15 protein-coding genes are annotated in these 17,458 nt (G+C 72.1%); 6 read left to right on the top strand and 9 right to left on the bottom strand.

Going from position 1 to position 17,458, the window contains the following annotated elements:
• Window positions 1–359: Fur family transcriptional regulator (locus tag ACTHJJ_RS09315; RefSeq protein ID WP_440302665.1), on the bottom strand; the 359-nt coding region annotated here is incomplete at its 3' end.
• Window positions 360–569: 210 nt separating this feature from the next.
• Between ACTHJJ_RS09315 and ACTHJJ_RS09320 the strand changes: the two genes are divergently transcribed.
• Window positions 570–2,102 carry a S8 family peptidase gene (locus ACTHJJ_RS09320; RefSeq protein WP_440302666.1) on the top strand — a complete coding sequence of 511 codons (1,533 nt, stop codon included), beginning with the start codon at window positions 570–572 and terminating at the stop codon, window positions 2,100–2,102.
• An 85-nt stretch (window positions 2,103–2,187) separates the two neighbouring features.
• On the opposite strand, the gene ACTHJJ_RS09325 is transcribed toward ACTHJJ_RS09320, so the two are convergent.
• The 3 genes from ACTHJJ_RS09325 to ACTHJJ_RS09335 form a co-directional block, all read right to left on the bottom strand.
• On the bottom strand, window positions 2,188–4,839 hold the full coding sequence (locus ACTHJJ_RS09325; protein ID WP_440302667.1) for a multicopper oxidase domain-containing protein: 2,652 nt from the start codon (window positions 4,837–4,839) through the stop codon (window positions 2,188–2,190).
• Entirely contained in the window at window positions 4,836–6,008 is a 1,173-nt protein-coding gene (locus ACTHJJ_RS09330) for a hypothetical protein (protein WP_440302668.1), read from the bottom strand. Before ACTHJJ_RS09330 ends, ACTHJJ_RS09325 begins: the two co-directional genes overlap by 4 nt.
• 69 nt (window positions 6,009–6,077) lie before the next feature.
• Window positions 6,078–7,169, bottom strand: coding sequence for an alpha/beta hydrolase (locus ACTHJJ_RS09335; protein ID WP_440302669.1), 1,092 nt, complete (start codon window positions 7,167–7,169; stop codon window positions 6,078–6,080).
• 142 nt (window positions 7,170–7,311) lie between these two features.
• Between ACTHJJ_RS09335 and ACTHJJ_RS09340 the strand changes: the two genes are divergently transcribed.
• Window positions 7,312–7,686, top strand: coding sequence for a DoxX family membrane protein (locus ACTHJJ_RS09340; protein ID WP_440302670.1), 375 nt, complete (start codon window positions 7,312–7,314; stop codon window positions 7,684–7,686).
• A gap of 58 nt (window positions 7,687–7,744) precedes the next feature.
• On the opposite strand, the gene ACTHJJ_RS09345 is transcribed toward ACTHJJ_RS09340, so the two are convergent.
• The gene (locus tag ACTHJJ_RS09345; protein WP_440302671.1) at window positions 7,745–8,263 is read right to left on the bottom strand and encodes a phosphoribosyltransferase; all 519 of its coding nucleotides are present in this window, start codon (window positions 8,261–8,263) and stop codon (window positions 7,745–7,747) included.
• Window positions 8,264–8,493: 230 nt separating this feature from the next.
• Here ACTHJJ_RS09345 and ACTHJJ_RS09350 point away from each other — a divergent pair, with 230 nt between their 5' ends.
• On the top strand, window positions 8,494–10,095 hold the full coding sequence (locus ACTHJJ_RS09350; RefSeq protein WP_440302672.1) for a hypothetical protein: 1,602 nt from the start codon (window positions 8,494–8,496) through the stop codon (window positions 10,093–10,095).
• A gap of 6 nt (window positions 10,096–10,101) precedes the next feature.
• On the opposite strand, the gene ACTHJJ_RS09355 is transcribed toward ACTHJJ_RS09350, so the two are convergent.
• Together ACTHJJ_RS09355 and ACTHJJ_RS09360 are read right to left on the bottom strand one after the other, a co-directional pair.
• Window positions 10,102–10,554 (bottom strand): hypothetical protein, encoded by a 453-nt coding sequence (locus tag ACTHJJ_RS09355; protein ID WP_440302673.1) that lies wholly within the window; start codon window positions 10,552–10,554, stop codon window positions 10,102–10,104.
• Window positions 10,555–10,681: 127 nt separating this feature from the next.
• Window positions 10,682–11,815 (bottom strand): PLP-dependent cysteine synthase family protein, encoded by a 1,134-nt coding sequence (locus tag ACTHJJ_RS09360; RefSeq protein ID WP_440302674.1) that lies wholly within the window; start codon window positions 11,813–11,815, stop codon window positions 10,682–10,684.
• Between the two features lie 187 nt (window positions 11,816–12,002).
• On the opposite strand from ACTHJJ_RS09360, the gene ACTHJJ_RS09365 reads away from it, so the two are divergent.
• The gene (locus ACTHJJ_RS09365; protein WP_440302675.1) at window positions 12,003–12,593 is read left to right on the top strand and encodes a methyltransferase domain-containing protein; all 591 of its coding nucleotides are present in this window, start codon (window positions 12,003–12,005) and stop codon (window positions 12,591–12,593) included.
• Window positions 12,594–12,602: 9 nt separating this feature from the next.
• Here ACTHJJ_RS09365 and ACTHJJ_RS09370 read toward each other — a convergent pair whose 3' ends face one another.
• A complete protein-coding gene (locus ACTHJJ_RS09370; RefSeq protein WP_440302676.1) occupies window positions 12,603–13,937 on the bottom strand; it encodes an MFS transporter in 1,335 nt (444 codons plus the stop codon).
• 150 nt (window positions 13,938–14,087) lie between these two features.
• Here ACTHJJ_RS09370 and ACTHJJ_RS09375 point away from each other — a divergent pair, with 150 nt between their 5' ends.
• Window positions 14,088–15,233, top strand: a complete 1,146-nt coding sequence (locus tag ACTHJJ_RS09375) for an aminotransferase class I/II-fold pyridoxal phosphate-dependent enzyme (protein ID WP_440302679.1) — start codon at window positions 14,088–14,090, stop codon at window positions 15,231–15,233.
• A 159-nt stretch (window positions 15,234–15,392) separates the two neighbouring features.
• Here the strand turns inward: ACTHJJ_RS09375 and ACTHJJ_RS09380 are convergent, their stop codons facing one another.
• Window positions 15,393–16,808 carry an MFS transporter gene (locus ACTHJJ_RS09380; protein WP_440302677.1) on the bottom strand — a complete coding sequence of 472 codons (1,416 nt, stop codon included), beginning with the start codon at window positions 16,806–16,808 and terminating at the stop codon, window positions 15,393–15,395.
• 122 nt (window positions 16,809–16,930) lie between these two features.
• On the opposite strand from ACTHJJ_RS09380, the gene ACTHJJ_RS09385 reads away from it, so the two are divergent.
• Window positions 16,931–17,440: a MarR family winged helix-turn-helix transcriptional regulator gene (locus ACTHJJ_RS09385; protein WP_440302678.1), complete on the top strand. Its 510-nt coding sequence runs from the start codon at window positions 16,931–16,933 to the stop codon at window positions 17,438–17,440.
• Window positions 17,441–17,458 lie beyond the last annotated feature (18 nt).

A 17,458-nucleotide genomic window follows, 5' to 3' on the forward strand; every position in this document is an offset into this window, starting at 1 on the left:
AAGCGGGGGTGGTCGTGGGTGTGCAGCCCCGCCCGCTCGCCGCTGGCGTTGTCTTCGTGGGCTCTCGCCCCGCACACGCGGCAGATGACGTGGTGGTGGTTGTCGCCGACGCGCATCTCGTAGCGGGCGGAGGAGCCGGCCGGCTCGATGCGGCGCACGATGCCGGCGTCGGTCAGCGCCGAGAGGACGTCGTAGACCGCCTGCGTCGACACCTTGCCGAGATCGGCGCGGACCGCCTGCGTGATGGTGTCGGCGTCCGCGTGCGGGTGGCGGTGCAGCTGCTCCAGGACCGCGAGGCGAGGCCTCGTGACGCGCAGCGCGGCATCGCGCAGGAGCGTCGTGGGGTCGGTGAGCGGCATACGGCCCACCCTTCCACCCAATCTGGAACGAGTCAAGAAAAGTAAGCCTCTCCTCACCCCGGAGAGCGGGCCGACGCCATCCCCAGGAGGGGGTGTCTAGACACGAGAAATGTCGTGTCACGACATGTCGTGCGGGGTGCCCACAGCGCCACTAGCCTCACCGGAGCCGGGGCTATTGGGCCGCGGCCTCACCCTCCAAGGAGCACCCTCATGCACCAGTTCCTCGCCAAGCGACGCCTGGCGGCCACGGCCGCTGCGCTCGCCATGGTGGGCGCCGGCCTCATCGGCAGCGCCACGGGCTCGTCCGCGGCCGTCACCGACGAGCCGACCTCCACGCCGGTCGTGTCCGAGTTCCCCGACGGCATGCTCATGAGCTACGTCGTCAACACCCGGATCGCCAACCCGGGTCAGACCCGTCTCGCCGAGCGGGCCGTCGAGGCCGCCGGCGGCGTCGTCGTCCAGTCCTGGCCGCAGATCGGCGTCGTCATCGCCCACTCCGACCGCGCGGCCTTCCGCGCGAACGTCGTCGCGAAGGGCGGCAACGCCGTCGCCTCCGTCGGCGCGACCCGCACCGCCGGCGTCTCCGAAGGCACGCCGGCTGCGGTCGCACCGCCGTGGGGCCCGGGCGCCAACGGCTACAAGAAGGGCGCCAAGAAGCCGGACAACGGCGACCTGCCGTCCGACCCGTCGCCCGCCGAGGGAACCGACCCCAGCGAGGGCTCCCAGTGGGACATGCAGATGATCAAGGCCCCGCAGGCGCAGCAGCTGTCGGACGGTAACCGCAACGTCCTCGTCGGTGTCCTCGACAGCGGCATCTCGCCGACGCACCCCGACCTCAAGGACAACATCGACGTCGCCGACTCCGTCAGCTGCGTCGACGCCGGTCGTCCCGACCTGACGCCGCTCGCCTGGCGGCCGACGACGAGCGACCACGGCACCCACGTCGCCGGCACCATCGCCGCCGCCCGCAACAAGGTCGGCATCGTCGGGGTCGCCCCCAACGTGCGGATGGCCTCGGTCAAAGTCGTCAACAACGACGGCTTCATCTACCCGGAGTACGCCATCTGCGGCTTCGTCTGGGCCGGCATGAAGCACATGGACGTGACGAACAACTCCTACTACGTCGACCCGTTCGAGTTCTGGTGTGACGACCAGAGCGACCAGGCGGCGAGCAAGGAGGCCGTCCGGCGCGCCGTGGCATGGGCCACGTCGCAGGGTGTCGTCAACGTCGCAGCAGCCGGCAACTCGAACTACGACATGGCGAACAAGACGGTCGACAAGGGCAGCCCCAACGACGCGCCCAAGCCGACCGTGCGCACGATCAACAGCCACTGCAACGACATCCCGGCCGAGCTCGACGGTGTCGTCACGGTCGCGTCCCTGCAGCGGGTCGGCTCGACGCTCGACAGCGTCCGGTCGTCCTTCTCCAACTACGGCCTCGGCAAGATCGACGTCGCCGCCCCCGGCTCGTCGATCTACTCGACGACGTGGAACACGCGTACGGGCGCGGACGGCTACGGCACCAAGAGCGGCACGTCGATGGCGAGCCCGCACGTCGCCGGCGTCATGGCCCAGATGAAGTCGGCACACCCGACCTGGGACCCGGCCACCATGGTTGCCGAGCTCAAGGCGCGCGCCACCGCCAAGCCGTGCCCGGCCAACACCGCGGCCTGCACCGGCACCCCCGACGACAACAGCTTCTTCGGAGCCGGGGTCGTCGACACCCTCGCCGTCGTCCAGTGACACGGTCCTGACGTCGCAGTCCTGACGTCGGGGCGCTGGGCCCGCACCGCACTCGCGGTGCGGGCCCAGCGGCATACTGCGTCGGCTACGGCGTGACCGCGAAGATGCCGCGGGCCCCGCGCTCGGCGTAGGTCATGATGTGGTTCACGAGCGAATAGTGCCCGGCCTCGGGGAAGGTCAGCTCGACGAATCCGCCCTGGGCAGGGAGCAGGTCCAGCGACTGCGAGCCGCCGGTGTGCGAGCCCGGCGGGTCGAGGGGGCCGCGGCCGTCCTTGAGGAGGTAGGTCCCCTCCTTGTAGACGGTGTCGAACTGGGCGCCGACGACGTGGAAGGACAGCGGCCGGCTCGGGCCGACGTCGAGGACCCAGATCCGGACCCGCTCGCCGACCTTGGCGGTGAGGGGCCGGTCGACGTACTGGTTCACGAAGCCGTTGAACATGATGGCGTCGGGCTGGTCCGCGGCGACCTTCGTCGCGTTGACCGGGTCGCCCTGAGCACCGAGGTAGAGCTCGGACTGGGTGATGACGTAGGAGCGGCCGACCTGCGGCAGGCCGGGGGGCTCGATGACGACGGCGCCGGCCATCCCGGCCGCGATGTGGGTCGACATCGGCATCGTCGAGCAGTGGTACATCCACACGCCGGAGCGCTGGGCCGTGAAGCGGTAGACGAGCGACTGGCCCGGCTGGATCGTGCGCATCGGGCCGTCCGGCGCGAGGTCGCTCGCGTGGAAGTCGATGGAGTGGCCCATCGCGCCTTTGTTGACGAGGGTCACCTCGAAGGTGTCGCCCACCCGGCCGTGCAGGACCGGCCCCACCGACGACCCGTTGTAGGTCCAGCGGGTCTGCGTCACCCCGGGCGCCACCTCGGTCTTGACGTCCTCGACCGTGAGGGTCAGCTTGTGCACCTTCTCGCTGGTCAGCGGCGGCAGAACGGGGTCGTATGCCGTGAAGCCGGCTGGCCACTGCTTCATGAAGTCGATCGCGGGGCTGGGTCCGCTCGCGCCGGAGTGCGCCATGCCTGGCATCTCGGATCCGTTCGCTCCGGACGCCGACTCGGTGGCGCTCGCGCCGACGGCCTTGACCTTGAAGACCATGCCCATCTGGCGGTGGCCGACGACCGAGCACCAGCCGTCGATGGACGAGCCGACGACGCCGACATCGACGGTCCCCTTCTGCCCCGGGGAGAGGCGGCCGCTCGTCACCCCGTTCGCGAGGACGAGGTCGTGCACGTCCTTGGCATCGGTGTTGACCAGGTTGATGACGAGCTTGTCGCCGACGGGGACCGACACCTCCGACGGCTGGAAGCGCATGTCCTTGGCGGTCACGTTGACCGTGGTCGTGTGGCCGGTGGGCGTGACCGAGCTGGTGGCCCCTTGGCCGGCCGCGCTGGTCAGCCCGGCCGCGGCGGGGTCGAGGCCGACGCCGAGCGTTGCCCCGACGGCGATCACCGCCACTCCGGCGATGAGCTGCGGACGTGACCACGTCCTCGGAGCCGTCTCGACGTGCCGCACGCCAGCCGTCGCCGGCTGGCCCTCGAGGGCGCGCTTCGCCTTGATCGACGCGTAGATGCCTCGGAGCATGAGTGGGATCGAGACGGCGAGCGCGGCGAGGGTCAGCACCGACAGGACGACCCGCACGAGGCTGGGGACGGGCAGCAGGCACAGCGCGAGCCCGAGGTTCGCCACCACGACCCGCAGCGTGCTCCACCGCTCCAGCTCGGTCATCCCGGCCCGGAGCACGGAGGGACCGCCACCGATGACCACGGGGAGCAGGTAGCTGAGCGCGCCGAGCAGCACCTGCAGCGCGAAGCCGACCACGAAGATCGCCGTGAGCAGGCCGTAGTGGTCGGCGAGCGCCGCCCACGACCCGCGGGCGACGAGGGACCAGGCCATGAGGACGAGGCCCGCCGGGAGCCACACGAGCCCGGCGCCGGCGGACATGGTCGGGAACGCCATCGGCGGCCGCTGGCGGGCGGCGGTGAGGATCGGCCGGTAGACCCACAGAGTGCCGATGAGGTAGACGACGATTCCGACCGTGCCGAGCAGGGCGTGGTCGACGATGGGCCCGAGCACCACGAGCAGCAGCCCGGCCGCGAGGATCGGCAGGGCGCGCTGCGAGGCGGACTCGGCGTTCGGCGCCATCCGGGTGCGCAGCATCGTCGGCCACAGCGTGACGAGGGTGCCGAGCACGGTCAGTCCGATCCAGCCGAGCAGGTTGGTCATCGTGTGGGCGACGAGCAGCCGGCCGTGCCATGGGTCGCCGAGCCCGCGCGCGAGGAGGACGCCGAAGGTCGCTCCCACGGGCAACAGCAGCGCCGCGACGATGTAGTAGCGCACCGTGATCCGGAACCGGCCCGGCAGCGCCGCCCGGAGCCGTCGGACGAGCATGACCGCGTGCCAGATCACGGCGGTCGAGATCAGGGTCGCGCCGGCGACCGTCAGCGGCCAGATCGTCGCGGGCACCCCGACGAAGACGGCGATGGCGCCGAGCTGGAAGACGCCGAGGCGCATCGACTGGAGGCGCCGCTCCTCGAACCCGGCGCGGGTCTTGAGGAGGGCGTCGGTGAAGTGGACGCTCCACACCATCGCGGCATGGGTCAGCGCGCCGAGGACGACGAGGTGGACCATCAGCCACCGCGACGACGCGAAGAAGGGATGCACCAGGCTGACCACGAAGGCGGCGAAGAGCCAGATGACGACGGGCCGGTCGCGCATGAACCACGATCCGCGGGTGCTCATGAGGGTCTCCGGGTCGTAGGGGTGAGAGGTATGCCGCTGGCCTTGCTTGCAGGGTCACGCTGACCCGGGTCGGTGCGTGCGGGCCGACGACGGGGCGGCCCTGCGACGGCCGCGCCGATCGCGACGACGACGAAGAGCAGCAGGGCGACCACGTTGACGACCGAGCCGGCCTGCCAGATCGTGTGCGAGCCGGCGAGGTCGCCCGCGCCGACCCGCAGCAGCAGGCCCGCGTGCATGAGGCCGAGCGGCACCCACATGACCGCGCGATAGGGCAGCGGACGGCGGAGGACGGCGGGCAGGATGACCGGCGCGTGGGCCATCACCATCGAGATCGCGAAGCCGAGCATGACCGAGTGGACGACGAGGTCGTAGGCGCTGCCCTTCGTCTGCGCGCCGCCGGCCAGCCAGGCGAGGGCGGCGAGGAGGAGCCAGGCGTAGCCACAGAGGAGGGCCGCCGCGCTGAACCGCGGCAGGCCCGACGACCGGATCGTCCTGCGTGCCACGTCGTGCCGGACCAGCCAGAGGACGAGTGACGCGATGACGAGGCCTGCCAGCCGGGCGCCGGCCTGGGGCCAGAGCAGCGTCGCGACGAGCGCGGTGGTGAGGCCTCCGGCGTGCAGGACCAGGGTGCGGCCGCCGGTGCTCGGCATGGCGAGCCGGGCCAGCTCGACCCGCTCCGCGCAGATGGTCAGGACGACGAAGCCGACGAGCCACGGCATGAGCCAGGGCACGTCGACGCGGAGCCACAGGACCGTCGCGATGGCGAGGTGGACCGCGCCGAGGAGCTCGACGATGACGACGTCGTCGTGGTTGCGCCTCCAGAGGGCGGCATAGACGGCGACGAAGGCGACCGCACCGTCGACGAGCAGGAGCTGACCGAGGGCGAGCGGCGCCGGGGTGAGGAGCGTGAGGCCGCCGAGGCCGAGGAGGAGGGGAGCGGCATACCCGAGGGGGTGGCGCAGCGCGACGGCACGCTCCATTGCGATGAGGGTGCCGAGGAAGCCGACGACCATGAGCATCCCGTGGAGGTCCCCGAGGCGTGGTGCCGACACGGGGGCGCCGAGGCCGAGGAGGAGCAGGGCGGCGTCGACCCCGGCCAGCATCGCGATGCCGGCCGGGACGAGGAAGACCGCGCGCGAGAGCGTCCGTCCGGCGCCGCGGTTTTTCACGGTCCTAACTGTAGATAAAACGTGCAGGGCCGCCAAACCCGGGGTCGGTGCCCCGGCCGGGGGGACCGGTCAGGCCTGAACCGGCGGCAGGCCGTCTCCCGGCGCCCGCTCGAGCAGGGCCATCAGCTCGTCGGCCACCCGCCCCGGCGCCTCGAGCGGGATGCCGTGGCCGATGCCCTCCAGGGCCACCTCGTTCACCTGCCCGCCGCCCGCCTGGTAGTCGGCGAGGACCGCGCGCATCTGCCCGACCATCGGCTGGGGCGGGAGGACCTCGGCGCCCGGCCAGCCCGGGATCGCGCCCATCTCGCCGAGGGTGGCGAGGTCGAAGAGGGACCGGTCGGAGACGACCTGGTCCTCGGTGCCGTGCAGCCACGTGTTCGGCGGCTTGGTCTCGAGCGCGACGATGCCCGAGGCGTCATAGTGGTCCGGCGTCATCGTGTTGAGGATGCCAAAGGTGCCCGGGGCCGCGCCGGGCCAGTTCTCGGAGGGGGTGGTCGATCCGGGGTAGAAGTCCTCGCCGGTGCGGGTGGTGAGCAGCTCGCCGAGGAGGAACTCCTCGTCGACGTTCTCGGCGTTGGCGCCGGCGCCGAAGAAGGTCCGCATCACGACCCTGGGGCTCGTCTGCGGGTCGTCCTCGCTCCGGTCCCCGGCGGCGAGCCGGACGACGAACTGCGGGTTGGCCCCACCCGCGCCGGAGGCGGCCGCGTCGGGGAAGCACAGGGTGCCGTCGTCGCCCTTCGTGCCGCCGAACCCGTATGGCGAGAGCGGCGCGATGAGCACGAGCCCACCAAGGTCGGCGGGGTGGGTCAGGAGGTACTGCTGCAGGACGCCGCCGCCCATCGACCAGCCCGCGGCGACGAGCCGCGAGTCCGTGAGCTCGAGCGCCTCGAGGAGGCTGCGGACGTCCTCGACCATGTCGGCGAGCCCGTTCGTCGCGGTCACCGGCTCGGCGTCGGTCTTCCCGAACCCGCGCATGTCGGGGGCGATGACCCGCACGTCGTCCGGCAGCCGCTCGGCGACATACCTCCAGAAGCCGCCGGTGGTGAGGTTGCCATGGATGAGCAGGACGGGCCGGCCGTCCTCGGGGCCGGAGGTCCAGACGTTCATGGTCAGGCGCGACGTCACGACGAGTGAGGGCGCGAGCTCGGGCACAGCAGTCACGACGATCCCTTCAGAGGTCCGACATGTGGTTCCTGTCTAGCACCGACCCCCCGCCGCCGTCACGGTCCCAGAACGGTGCGAGAGACTGGGCACTTGCCACCCGGCGGGACCGTGCCGGGCCGTCGCAGAGAAGGAGTGCCCCATGTCCCTGGCGAGCACAGCCGCCGACCGCCTGTCCCGTCTCGCGCTCGGCACGACTTTCGCCTGGCTGGGCTACGAGGCGGCGACAAACCCGGGCGGCCGGGTGGACGCGGCCGCGGACCTGGGCCTGCCCAACCCCGAGGCAGCGGTGCGCTTCAACGGCGCCGCCATGGCTGCGGGGGGTGCCGCGCTGGCCCTCGGTATCCTGCCGCGCGTCGCCGCGCTCGGCCTGGTCGGCTCCCTCGTCCCGACGACGATCGCCGGGCACGCCTTCTGGAAGGCGGAGGACCCGCAGGTCCGCAACGCGAACCGGATCCAGGTCCTGAAGAACCTCGGCCTCGCCGGCGGGCTGCTCGCCGTGGCGGCTCGGCGCTGAGCACGGCGAGGACGTCCGGGACCTGCCCGGTCGCGGGAGCGCCTGCTCCCGGTCGGGGTCAGTCCCGGCTCGCCGCCGAGCTGACCGGCTCGTCCGCCGACCACGGGAAGACGATCCACTCGTCGGTATGCCGCCACACGTAGTCGGGCTCCAGCTCCGAGCGCGACTTCGCGTAGATGACGGCGCTCCTCGCCTCGGCCCCGTGCTCACGCAGCAGGTCGAGGACGAGCGCGAGGGTCCGCCCGGAGTCGGCCACGTCGTCGACGACGAGCAGTCGGCGCCCCCGGATGCTGTCGGTGTCGAGCAGTGGGGCGAGCAGGACCGGGTCCGGCAGCGTCTCGTGCACGTCCGTGTAGAACTCCACGTTGATCGCGTCCGTCAGCTTCAGGCCGAGGGCGTACGCGAGCGCCCCGCCCGGCAGCAGGCCCCCGCGTGCGACCGCGATGAGGATCTCCGGCTCGAAGCCCGAGTCCGCGACCGCCTGGGCGAGCTCCCTCGAGGCGGTGCCGAAGAGGTCCCACGTGAGGACCTCCTTCACCTCGAGGTCGGACGAGTCAGCGTGGTAGGCCTGCGTCATGACGGCAGCGTAGACGCGGTATGCCGCTGGGCTCACCCCCGGGCTGACGGCTGGGCTTGCCGCCCCGGTGGTTGAGAGGGCCGTGGGCCGGGGAATCCTGCCCCGGCCCCGAACGCGTGTCACCGTCGTTTCCCCCGCATCGGTCTTGGTCCCGGCTATGGTGCGTCACGCGAGGGGTCCCGCTCGCGCAGGCTCGTCCGAGCCGACGGGCCCCCACGGACGGAAGAACCATGCAGTACGGCGATCTGGGGCAGAAGATGCTCTGGGTCCTGCGCAACGCCCGGATCCATGCGGCGGACCCGGAGGTCCGGGGTGCGAGCGGCTTCGCCGCCGGTGCCGGCCGAGCGGCGCCGGTCCACCGATCCCAGGTCGGCCGGTGGGAGAGCGGCGGCGTCGCCGTGACCCACGAGCTCGTGCGGCGCTATGAGCAGGTGCTCGCCCTCCCCGAGGGACAGCTGCTGGCGACGATCGACGTCTTCGCCCGCAGCATGCTCGACGGTCCGTCGACCCCGGCGGTGCTGCACCACCGGGGAGAGCCGGACGCGCACGAGACGCTCGCGCTCGTCGAACGCGCTCTCAGCACCGAGCACATGTCCGGGCTCGACTGGGACCGGCTCTCGGGCAACCTCGCGAGGATGCCGCACGTCCTGCTCCGCGAGCGGGACTGGGAGGCGTTGTTCCGGCGCTGCAACCAGGAGACCGGCCTCAGTCTCGACCTCGAGTTCGCCCAGCGCTACGGCGCGGCCGTTCGCTTCGTCCGGCACCCGCGCACCGAGGCGCTCGTCGCACGTCTCGCGGAGGCCGGACTGCGGGACCCGGCCGAGCAGCTCTACGTCGACATCGCCTCGCTGCTGAGGTACGCCTCGCACCCCGCCGTGATCGAGGTGCTCGTGGGCCAGCTGCGCAACCCGACGAACGACCACGCGCTCCGCTCCGCGTTGCTCGCGCTCACCTCCCACGTGCAGCGGGGCCGTCTCGCCTCGCACGGCGTCATCGAAGTCGTCCGGCTCGCGCTCGAGCACCTGCGTGACACCGAGCGCAGCTTCCGGGTCCGGCGGGGCGCGGCGAACCTCATCCGGGTCGTCGACCTCCCCGGGCGCGAGCGTCTCGCGGCCGGCCTCACCGTGGACAACCAGAACTTCGCCGCCTCGATCATCATGGCCGGGCGGTCCCTGCGCCCCGGTGAGCTGCGGGAGCTGCGTGTGCGGATCCGCCGCACGCTCGAGCACTGGCTCTCGCCGTCCGACCGTGAGGAGCCGGTGCTCGATGCGGTGATCGGGGCGGCCATCGGCGAGACGAACGAGGAGACGAACGGCAACGCCCTCGCCGTGCTGATGCTCTCGCCCCAGGGTCCGGTCGTCGGGCGGGCATACATCGAGGAGCTGCGCGCGGCGCTTCGCGACGGGAACGACGTCGCGGCCCACGAGTGCCTCTCGGTCCTGTCCTGGCTCATGCAGCCGGAGGCCCTCGACCTCGTCACCGACATCGCCTGCGATCCAGGAGGCGACGTCGACCTCGCCTACGAGGCGGCGAACGCGGTGGGCAACTGCACCGAGCCGGCGGGGCCGGTCCGCGAGGCCAGGGACGCACGCCTCCTGGCCCGGCTCACCGACGTCGTGCGGGAGGGCCCGCGTCCCGCCGACGCGGAGGCCCTGATCCGGGGACACGCCTACGCCCTCGGGATGCGCGGCCGCTACGACCTGCTGGAGGGTGTCGTCAGTGACCTCGACGCGGGCCGCCTGCTGGCCGCCTCGCCGGCGCTGGCTACGATGACGCGCGACCTCATCGGGTGGTGGCGGGGCGTGCCGGAGCACGTCCGGCCCGTCCGCTGAGCGGCGTCACGGGATGCGCCCCGCCGGGTAGCGGGCCGCCTGCTCGAGTTCCTCACGGGTCAGGGTGCTCTCGTCGACCATCCGGACCAGCTCGACCCGGTCATGCACCGGGCACCGCATGATCCGGTAGGGGCCGAGCCGCACGGCGGTGAACGAGACCCCCGGGACCCACAGGGCCTGGAAGAGGCCACCACGCATGCACCGCACGACGGTGACGAAACGCCCCGAGGGCCCGGACCTGGTCGAGGGGCCGGTCGAGGCGAAGATCGTCTCCGGCTCTCTCTCGGCCCCCGGTGGGGATGCCGGCAGGTGGGACACCTCGTCATCCGTCAACCCGCAGACGACCCGGGCCCGTGTCATCAGCTCGACCTGGTCCCGCGAGACGAAGCGGCGCCCGTCGGGGGTGGACACGACGAGCCCGTGGAAGATGTCCTGGTCCGGGTCGGCGAGGACCGTCACGACGGACCCGATCGCCGCCCGTCGCGGGTGACCACGGGCACTCCCGGGACCAGGGCCGTGAAGGCGACCGGCTCGTCATCCTCGCTCATCGCACCTCCTCTGGCCCGCACACCGGCCCTCGCTCGGCTCAGCCGAGCCACTCACCCGAGTCCCACGCGGCAGCCAGCACAGCGGCATACGGGTCGATGTCGATGGCCTGGCGCTCGAGCCAGGCATCCGAGCCGTACGTCGTGTCGTAGCGCTCGCCGCGGTCACAGACGAGCGAGACGATGCTGCCCGCCTCACCTGCCTGGTGCAGCTCGCACGCGAGCCGGAGGGCGCCGTAGAGCGCGGTGCCGGTGGAGGCGCCGGCCGCGAGCCCGGTGCGCTCGCGCAGGAAGCGCATGGCTGCAATCGACGCGGCATCCGGGACGCCCATCATCCGGTCGACGACCGTGCCGATGAAGCTGGGCTCGACCCGGGGTCGCCCGATCCCCTCGATGCGTGACGGGTGCGCCCGGCCGCCGTCGTCGCCGCGCCAGGCCGGCAGGAAGGCCGAGCCCTCGGGGTCGACGACGCAGATCTGCGTCGGGACCGCCCGGTAGCGGACGTAGCGGCCGATCGTGGCGCTCGTGCCTCCGGTGCCCGCGCCGACGACGATCCACCGCGGCACCGGATGCGGCTCCTGCGACATCTGGGCGAAGATCGACTCGGCGATGTTGTTGTTGCCGCGCCAGTCGGTGGCCCGCTCGGCGTGGCTGAACTGGTCGACGTAGAGGCCGCCGCACTCCCGGGCGATCCGCGCCGCCTCGTCGTAGACGGTCGACGGGTCGGCGACGAGGTGGCAGCGGCCGCCCTCGCGCTCGATGAGGGCGATCTTCTCGGCGCTCGTCGACTGGGCCATGACGGCGACGAACGGCAGGCCGAGCATGCGCGCGAAGTAGGCCTCGCTGATCGCGGTCGAGCCGCTGGACGCCTCGACGACCGTCATGCCCGGTCCGAGCTGGCCGTTGCAGAGCGCATACAGCAGGAGCGAGCGCGCGAGCCGGTGCTTGAGGCTGCCGGTCGGGTGGGTCGACTCGTCCTTGAGATAGAGGTCGACGCCGGGGCAGCCGGTCAGCGGGACGGTGAGCAGGTGGGTGTCGGCGCTGCGGTTCGCGTCGGCCTGGATGAGCTGCACCGCCCGGGCGACCCAGTCGCGGTCGATGGGGTCCCTGGTGGTGACGTCGACGAGAGAGGCGACGCCGGGTCCGGTGGTGGTCACCGCATCGTGCACCGACATGCCCGGGAGCCTACTCACCACGGGGCAGGGGTGGCTGGGGTGCGGCTGATCGACCCACCGGTTTCCCGGCTGGCCGAACTACCATGACGGCCCGGGTCGCTCGCGACGACCGTCGTTCGGCGGATCAGCGGGGGCGTCCCGGCACTCACCCACCTGGTGAGCGAGGTTCCGGCAGAGAGGAACCACGATGAAGGACACGCAGACTCAGGACTACGCGGACGAGCTGTGGCACGGGCAGCGCACCTGGTGGAAGAGGCTCGTCCCGGTGCAGCTGCCCTACCAGCTGCACCTTCGGGCGCAGCGGCTCGGGGCGACGCTGGACGTCGGTTCCGGGACCGGCCGCAACCTGCTCAGCCTGCCGGTGGGCTCGGTCGGGGTGGACCACAACCCGCAGCTCGTCGCCCTGGCCCGCCGACGGGGGCTGGAAGCCTTCACCAGCGAGGAGTTCGTCCGCGACGTCGGCCGGCCCGGCGCGTTCGACTCCCTGTTGTTCTCGCACATCTTCGAACACATGACCCTCGACGAGGCGGCCGTGCTGCTCAAGCAGTACCTGCCCTTCCTCAGGCCGGGCGGTCACGTCTTCGCCATCTGCCCCCAGGAGCGCGGCTTCCGGAGGGACCGGACCCACGTGCACTTCATGACCGACGACGACCTCCGCCGGCTCCTGCAGGATGCCGGCGTCCGGGTCGAGCGCTCCTACAGCTTCCCGTTCCCGCGCCCTGTGGGCCGTTGGTTCACCTACAACGAGTTCTGCGTCCGCGGCCGGTTCGAGGGCTGAGTCGGCACCTCATCCCCGGCCGACCCCGCCGGCTCGGGCTGATCCGGCCGACCCAGCGGACCGGGACGGACGGATCGTCAGGGCGATCACCGTCGCCACCAGGCAGAGGGCGCCGGCGATGTGCCAGGCGGTGGCATAGCTGCCGTCCGTCGCCCGGATCCAGCCGGCGACGCTCGCGCCGGCGCCGGCCCCGACCATGTGCGCCGCGAACGTCCAGCCGAAGACGATGCCGGAGTCGTGCAGGCCGAAGTGCGCCCGGCAGAGGGCCACGGTCGGCGGCACGGTGGCCACCCAGTCGAGCCCGTAGAAGACGATGAACACCCACAACTGCGGCTGCACCGTCTCGGCGAGCAGCTGATGCAGCGTGAAGAGCGAGAGGCCCCGCAGGGCGTAGTAGACGGCGAGCAGGAACCGCGGGTCGAGCCGGTCGGTGAGCCACCCCGACGCGACGGTGCCGAGGATGTCGAAGACCCCGACGATCGCGAGCAGGCCGGCGGCCGTCGTGGTCGGCATGCCGTGGTCGTGGGCGGCCGGGACGAAGTGGGTCTGGATCAGCCCGTTCGTCGTCCAGCCGCAGACGAAGAACGTCGCCATCAGCGCCCAGAACGTCCACGTCCGGCTCGCCTGCCTCAGCACGCGGATCGCGGCGAGCAGCGGCCGCTCCGCGTGCGGAGAGACCGGCGGGACGTAGTCGGCCGGGGCACCGTACGGCAGCAGCCCGACCTCGTGGGGATGGTCACGCAACAGCAGCCAGGTGAGCGCCATGAGGACGAGCGCGAGGCCGGCGACGATAAGCGCCGAGAGCCGCCAGCCGGAGTGCTCCGCGGCCGCCGCGATGACGGGCAGGAAGAGCAGCTGCCCGGTCGCGTTGCCCGCCGAGAAGATGCCCATGACGAGGCCGCGCCGCTCGACGAACCACCGGTTCGCGACGATCGCGCCGAAGACGAGCGCGATCATCCCCGTGCCGACGCCGATGACGAGGCCCCAGAGCAGCCAGAGGTGCCAGGCGGCCGTCATGAGCAAGGTCGCGGCGCTCGCGAGGCCGACCAGCCCGAGCGCGGCGGTGACGATCCGGCGCACGCCCCACCGGTCCATGAGGGCCGCGGCGAAGGGCGCCACGAGCCCGAACAGGACGAGGTTGAGGCTGACCGCCCCCGAGGTCGTCGTGCGGTCCCAGCCGAACTCGCGCTCGATCGGCTCCATCAGCACCCCGGTCGAGCTGCGGAAGGCGGCCGCCGCGACGAGGGCGCCGAGGGTGATGGCAGCGATCGTCCACGCGCGGTGCCACCGGGGCCGCGCGGCGCGCCGCGTGGGCCGAGTCGCGGGGGAGTCGGTCTGGGTCACGCGGGACAGGCTAGGTCCGCTCGGGCAGGGCGGGCCGAGGCGTCCGTATGCCGCGCGCTGGGGGACACTGGGCCGGTGACCTCGCTGCCGCCCTCCTTTCGCGAAGCCCTGCCCGTGTCCCGACGGTCGGCCGTCACGCCGTTCCAGGTCATGGACATCCTCGACCGCGTCGCCGTGCTGCGCGCCGAGGGCCGGGATGTCATCTCGCTCTGCGCCGGGGAGCCGTCGGGCGGCGCGCCGTCACTCGTGTCGGCCGCGGCGTCGGACATCCACTCGTCGGGCCGCCCGCTCACCTACACGTCGGCGCTCGGCATCCACGAGCTGCGCCGTGAGGTCGCCGGTCACTACCGGCGCTGGTACGGCCTCGACGTCGACCCCGCCCGGGTTGCCATCACGACCGGGTCCTCGGGCGGCTTCGTCCTCGCGTTCCTCGCCGCCTTCGACGCCGGTGACCGGGTCGCCTTGGCCCGGCCCGGCTACCCCGCGTACCGGAACATCCTCGCGGCACTCGGCTGCCAGGTCGTCGACATCGACTGCGGCCCGGAGGTGCGCTACCAGCCCACCCCCGAGCTGCTCGAGGCCGCGCACCGGCAGGCGCCGCTCGCCGGGCTCATCCTCGCCTCACCGGCGAACCCGACCGGGACGATGGTCGACCGGCCCGAGCTGGCCGCGATCACCGACTGGTGCGCCGCCAACGGGGTGCGGCTCGTCAGCGACGAGATCTACCACGGTGTCACCTACCCCGACCCCGGCGCCGCCGACCCTCGGGGCGTGTGCGCCTGGGAGCTCGACGACTCCGCCGTCGTCGTCTCGTCGTTCAGCAAGTACTGGGGGATGACCGGCTGGCGGCTCGGCTGGCTGCTGCTGCCCGAGGAGCTGGTCCGGCCCGTCGACGCGCTCGCCGGCAACGTCGCGCTCTGCCCGCCCGCACCGGCGCAGTATGCCGCGGTCGCGGCCTTCGCCGAGGAGTCGTACCGCGAGTGCGAGGCGGCCGTCGAGGAGTTCGCCCGCACCCGGCGGCTGCTGCTCGACCACGCCGCCCGGCTCGGCTGGGGCGAGGCGGCCCCGGCGGACGGCGCGTTCTACTACTACGCCGACCTCGGGAGCCAGCTCGACCGCTTCGGCAGCTCAGCGGCATACGCCTCGGCGTTGTTGGAGGAGGCCGGCGTCGCGGTGACGCCCGGCCTCGACTTCGACGAGCGGAACGGCGCCCGGTGCGTCCGGCTCAGCTTCGCGGCGGGCAGCACCGCCGTCGCCGAGGCCATCGACCGCATCGAGGCGTTCCAGTCCCGCTGACCCCGCAGTTGGTGCCTCCGCGAACAGACCGTTCGAGGTGGGGCCAGTGGGACGAGGCGCTCACTCGACTGGTGCCGCTCCCCTCCCACGTCGAGTGAGCCCTCCGTCCCAGCAGTCACCCCACCCACAAAAACCGTTCGGGAAGCGATCCTGCGTGCGTCAGCCGAACGCGGGATTCGTGGCAGAACTGACCGGTGTACCACCGGTCTCACCCTCGAACGGTCCGCTCGGGGGGTGCGGGTGGACGGGGTCGAGGCTCTGGATGGGGTCGACCGGCTGCTCGGCCAGGTCGGACCCGGTGGGCAGGTCGAGCTGCTGCTCGGGCCGGTCGGTGGCCGGGCGAGCCATGCTCGGGTGGACGGCCCGGCTCCGGTCCCGACGCATCGCGCCGCGGAGCCGCCACGCGGCATACACGGCGACCAGGCTGATGACGAGGTGCAGGCCGAGGAACCCGTCCGCGAGTCCGGCACCGAGCAGGGCGCCGGCCACGAGCGGGCCGATGGCGGAGAACGTCGTCTGCAGGGCGGCGAACGTCCCGAGCGTCTGCCCGACCATGCCGCGCGGCGCGAGCGAGGCAGTGAGCGGGTTGAGGATCGGGGAGTACATCGTCTCGCCGACCGCGAAGATCCCGAACGTCGTGACGAACAGGGCCGACGCGATGCCGGGCTGGAACTGCGCCATCGACAGGACGACCCACGACAGCGTCCAGATCGAGCCGACCGCCATCAGCAGGCTCGGGGCGCTGCGGCGCGCCGTGACCCGGACGATGACGACCTGGAGCGCGACGATGACGATCGAGTTGACCGCCGCCGCCGTGCCGATCGCCGTCGAGTCGACGTGCAGCACGGTCAGGGCGTACGCCGGCAGGCCGGACTCGAACTGGGCGTAGAAGCCGAGCGCCAGCGTGACGGTGATGACCGCGGTCCAGCGCAGGGCCGGCGTCGCGAAGATCGCCCGGATCGCCTCACGCGGGGTGGCCGACGAGGCGGCCCCGCTGCCCTCGAGCCCGCTGTCCGGGTGGGAGCCGGCGCCGATACCGGCGGTGAAGATGATGGCCGACGAGATGACGAACCCGGCCGCAGCGGTGATGAAGCCGACGTCGAGCCCGTGCGCCTCGTTCAGGTTGACCAGGCGGCCGGCGAGGTAGGCACCGATCGCCATGCCGATCGCCTCACCGGTGAACTTGTAGGCGAAGGTCTTGCGCCGGTCGTCCGTGCCGACCCAGCGCAGCACAAGGACCTGCTTCGCCGGGACAGCCGCGGTCAGGCCGAGGCCGAAGACGAACATCCCGAGCAGGAAGGTCCTCGGGGAGTCGGACAGGACGAGGCTGCCCACGCCCACGGCGCCGAGCAGCTGGGCGAGGACCGCGACGCGGACCGGGTCGAACCGGTCGCTGAGGCGGCCGGCGATGGGTGCGGCGACGAGGGCCCCGACCGAGAAGAGCGAGGCGGCCGCAGCGGCGGCGAGCGCGCCCCACCCACGGGTGTCCGCGGCATACGCGTACTGGTAGGGCAGGACGGCTCCCCAGCCGAACATTCCGATGGACGAGGCCACGATGAGCAGCTTGGCGCGCATGACGAATTCACACCCTTTCTGGGAGTCGACGTTGAGTGGGGCCGCTTCGGCATGGAAGGTTTCGAAGGCGAAGTTCGGCCTCGAAATATTAGCAACCGAACAGCCCGTGCGACAATTCCCGCATGGCAACGAAGCGGAGGAGCGCGCGGGAGCAGCACCGGCAGGCGGTCGCGTCCTACGTCGCCGCCGGTGGTGAGGAGACCGTCCAGCGCGCCATCACCGCCCTGTATGCCGTGACCAAGCGGCTCGACCAGTGGTACACGCGGCAGCTCGCCGACCTCGACCTGACCCAGGGGGAGTGGGCGGTGCTCGCGGCCCTGGCCCGTGCCGGCGAGACGTGCCTGACGCCCAGCCAGCTCGCCGACCTGTCCAACGTGGCCCCCTCGTCCATGACCCACCGCCTCGACAAAATGGCGGGCCGCGGCCTGCTCGAACGCCGGCCCGACGAGTCCAACCGCACCCGCACCCTCGTCTCGCTCACCGCGGACGGCTGGGCCCTCTTCAGCGAGGCCGTGCGCGAGTCGAACGTCGTCGAGAGCGACACGCTGCGGGGCCTCACCGACGACGAGCGCCACGAACTCGCGCGGCTGCTCGAGATCGTCATCGCCGGCCTGGACGACATCGACGCCTGAGCAGCCCGGGCGTAGCGT

It is taken from the genome of Intrasporangium sp. (genome assembly GCF_051961875.1).
Lineage (GTDB): Bacteria > Actinomycetota > Actinomycetes > Actinomycetales > Dermatophilaceae > Intrasporangium_A.

Bases quoted from the DNA above. Each gene is read 5' to 3' on its own strand.
- ACTHJJ_RS09320 (WP_440302666.1), top strand. From the start codon at position 570: ATGCACCAGTTCCTCGCCAAGCGACGCCTGGCGGCCACGGCCGCTGCG.
- ACTHJJ_RS09325 (WP_440302667.1), bottom strand. From the start codon at position 4,839: ATGAGCACCCGCGGATCGTGGTTCATGCGCGACCGGCCCGTCGTCATC.
- ACTHJJ_RS09340 (WP_440302670.1), top strand. From the start codon at position 7,312: ATGTCCCTGGCGAGCACAGCCGCCGACCGCCTGTCCCGTCTCGCGCTC.
- ACTHJJ_RS09345 (WP_440302671.1), bottom strand. From the start codon at position 8,263: ATGACGCAGGCCTACCACGCTGACTCGTCCGACCTCGAGGTGAAGGAG.
- ACTHJJ_RS09350 (WP_440302672.1), top strand. From the start codon at position 8,494: ATGCAGTACGGCGATCTGGGGCAGAAGATGCTCTGGGTCCTGCGCAAC.
- ACTHJJ_RS09360 (WP_440302674.1), bottom strand. From the start codon at position 11,815: ATGTCGGTGCACGATGCGGTGACCACCACCGGACCCGGCGTCGCCTCT.
- ACTHJJ_RS09365 (WP_440302675.1), top strand. From the start codon at position 12,003: ATGAAGGACACGCAGACTCAGGACTACGCGGACGAGCTGTGGCACGGG.
- ACTHJJ_RS09375 (WP_440302679.1), top strand. From the start codon at position 14,088: ATGGACATCCTCGACCGCGTCGCCGTGCTGCGCGCCGAGGGCCGGGAT.
- ACTHJJ_RS09380 (WP_440302677.1), bottom strand. From the start codon at position 16,808: ATGCGCGCCAAGCTGCTCATCGTGGCCTCGTCCATCGGAATGTTCGGC.
- ACTHJJ_RS09385 (WP_440302678.1), top strand. From the start codon at position 16,931: ATGGCAACGAAGCGGAGGAGCGCGCGGGAGCAGCACCGGCAGGCGGTC.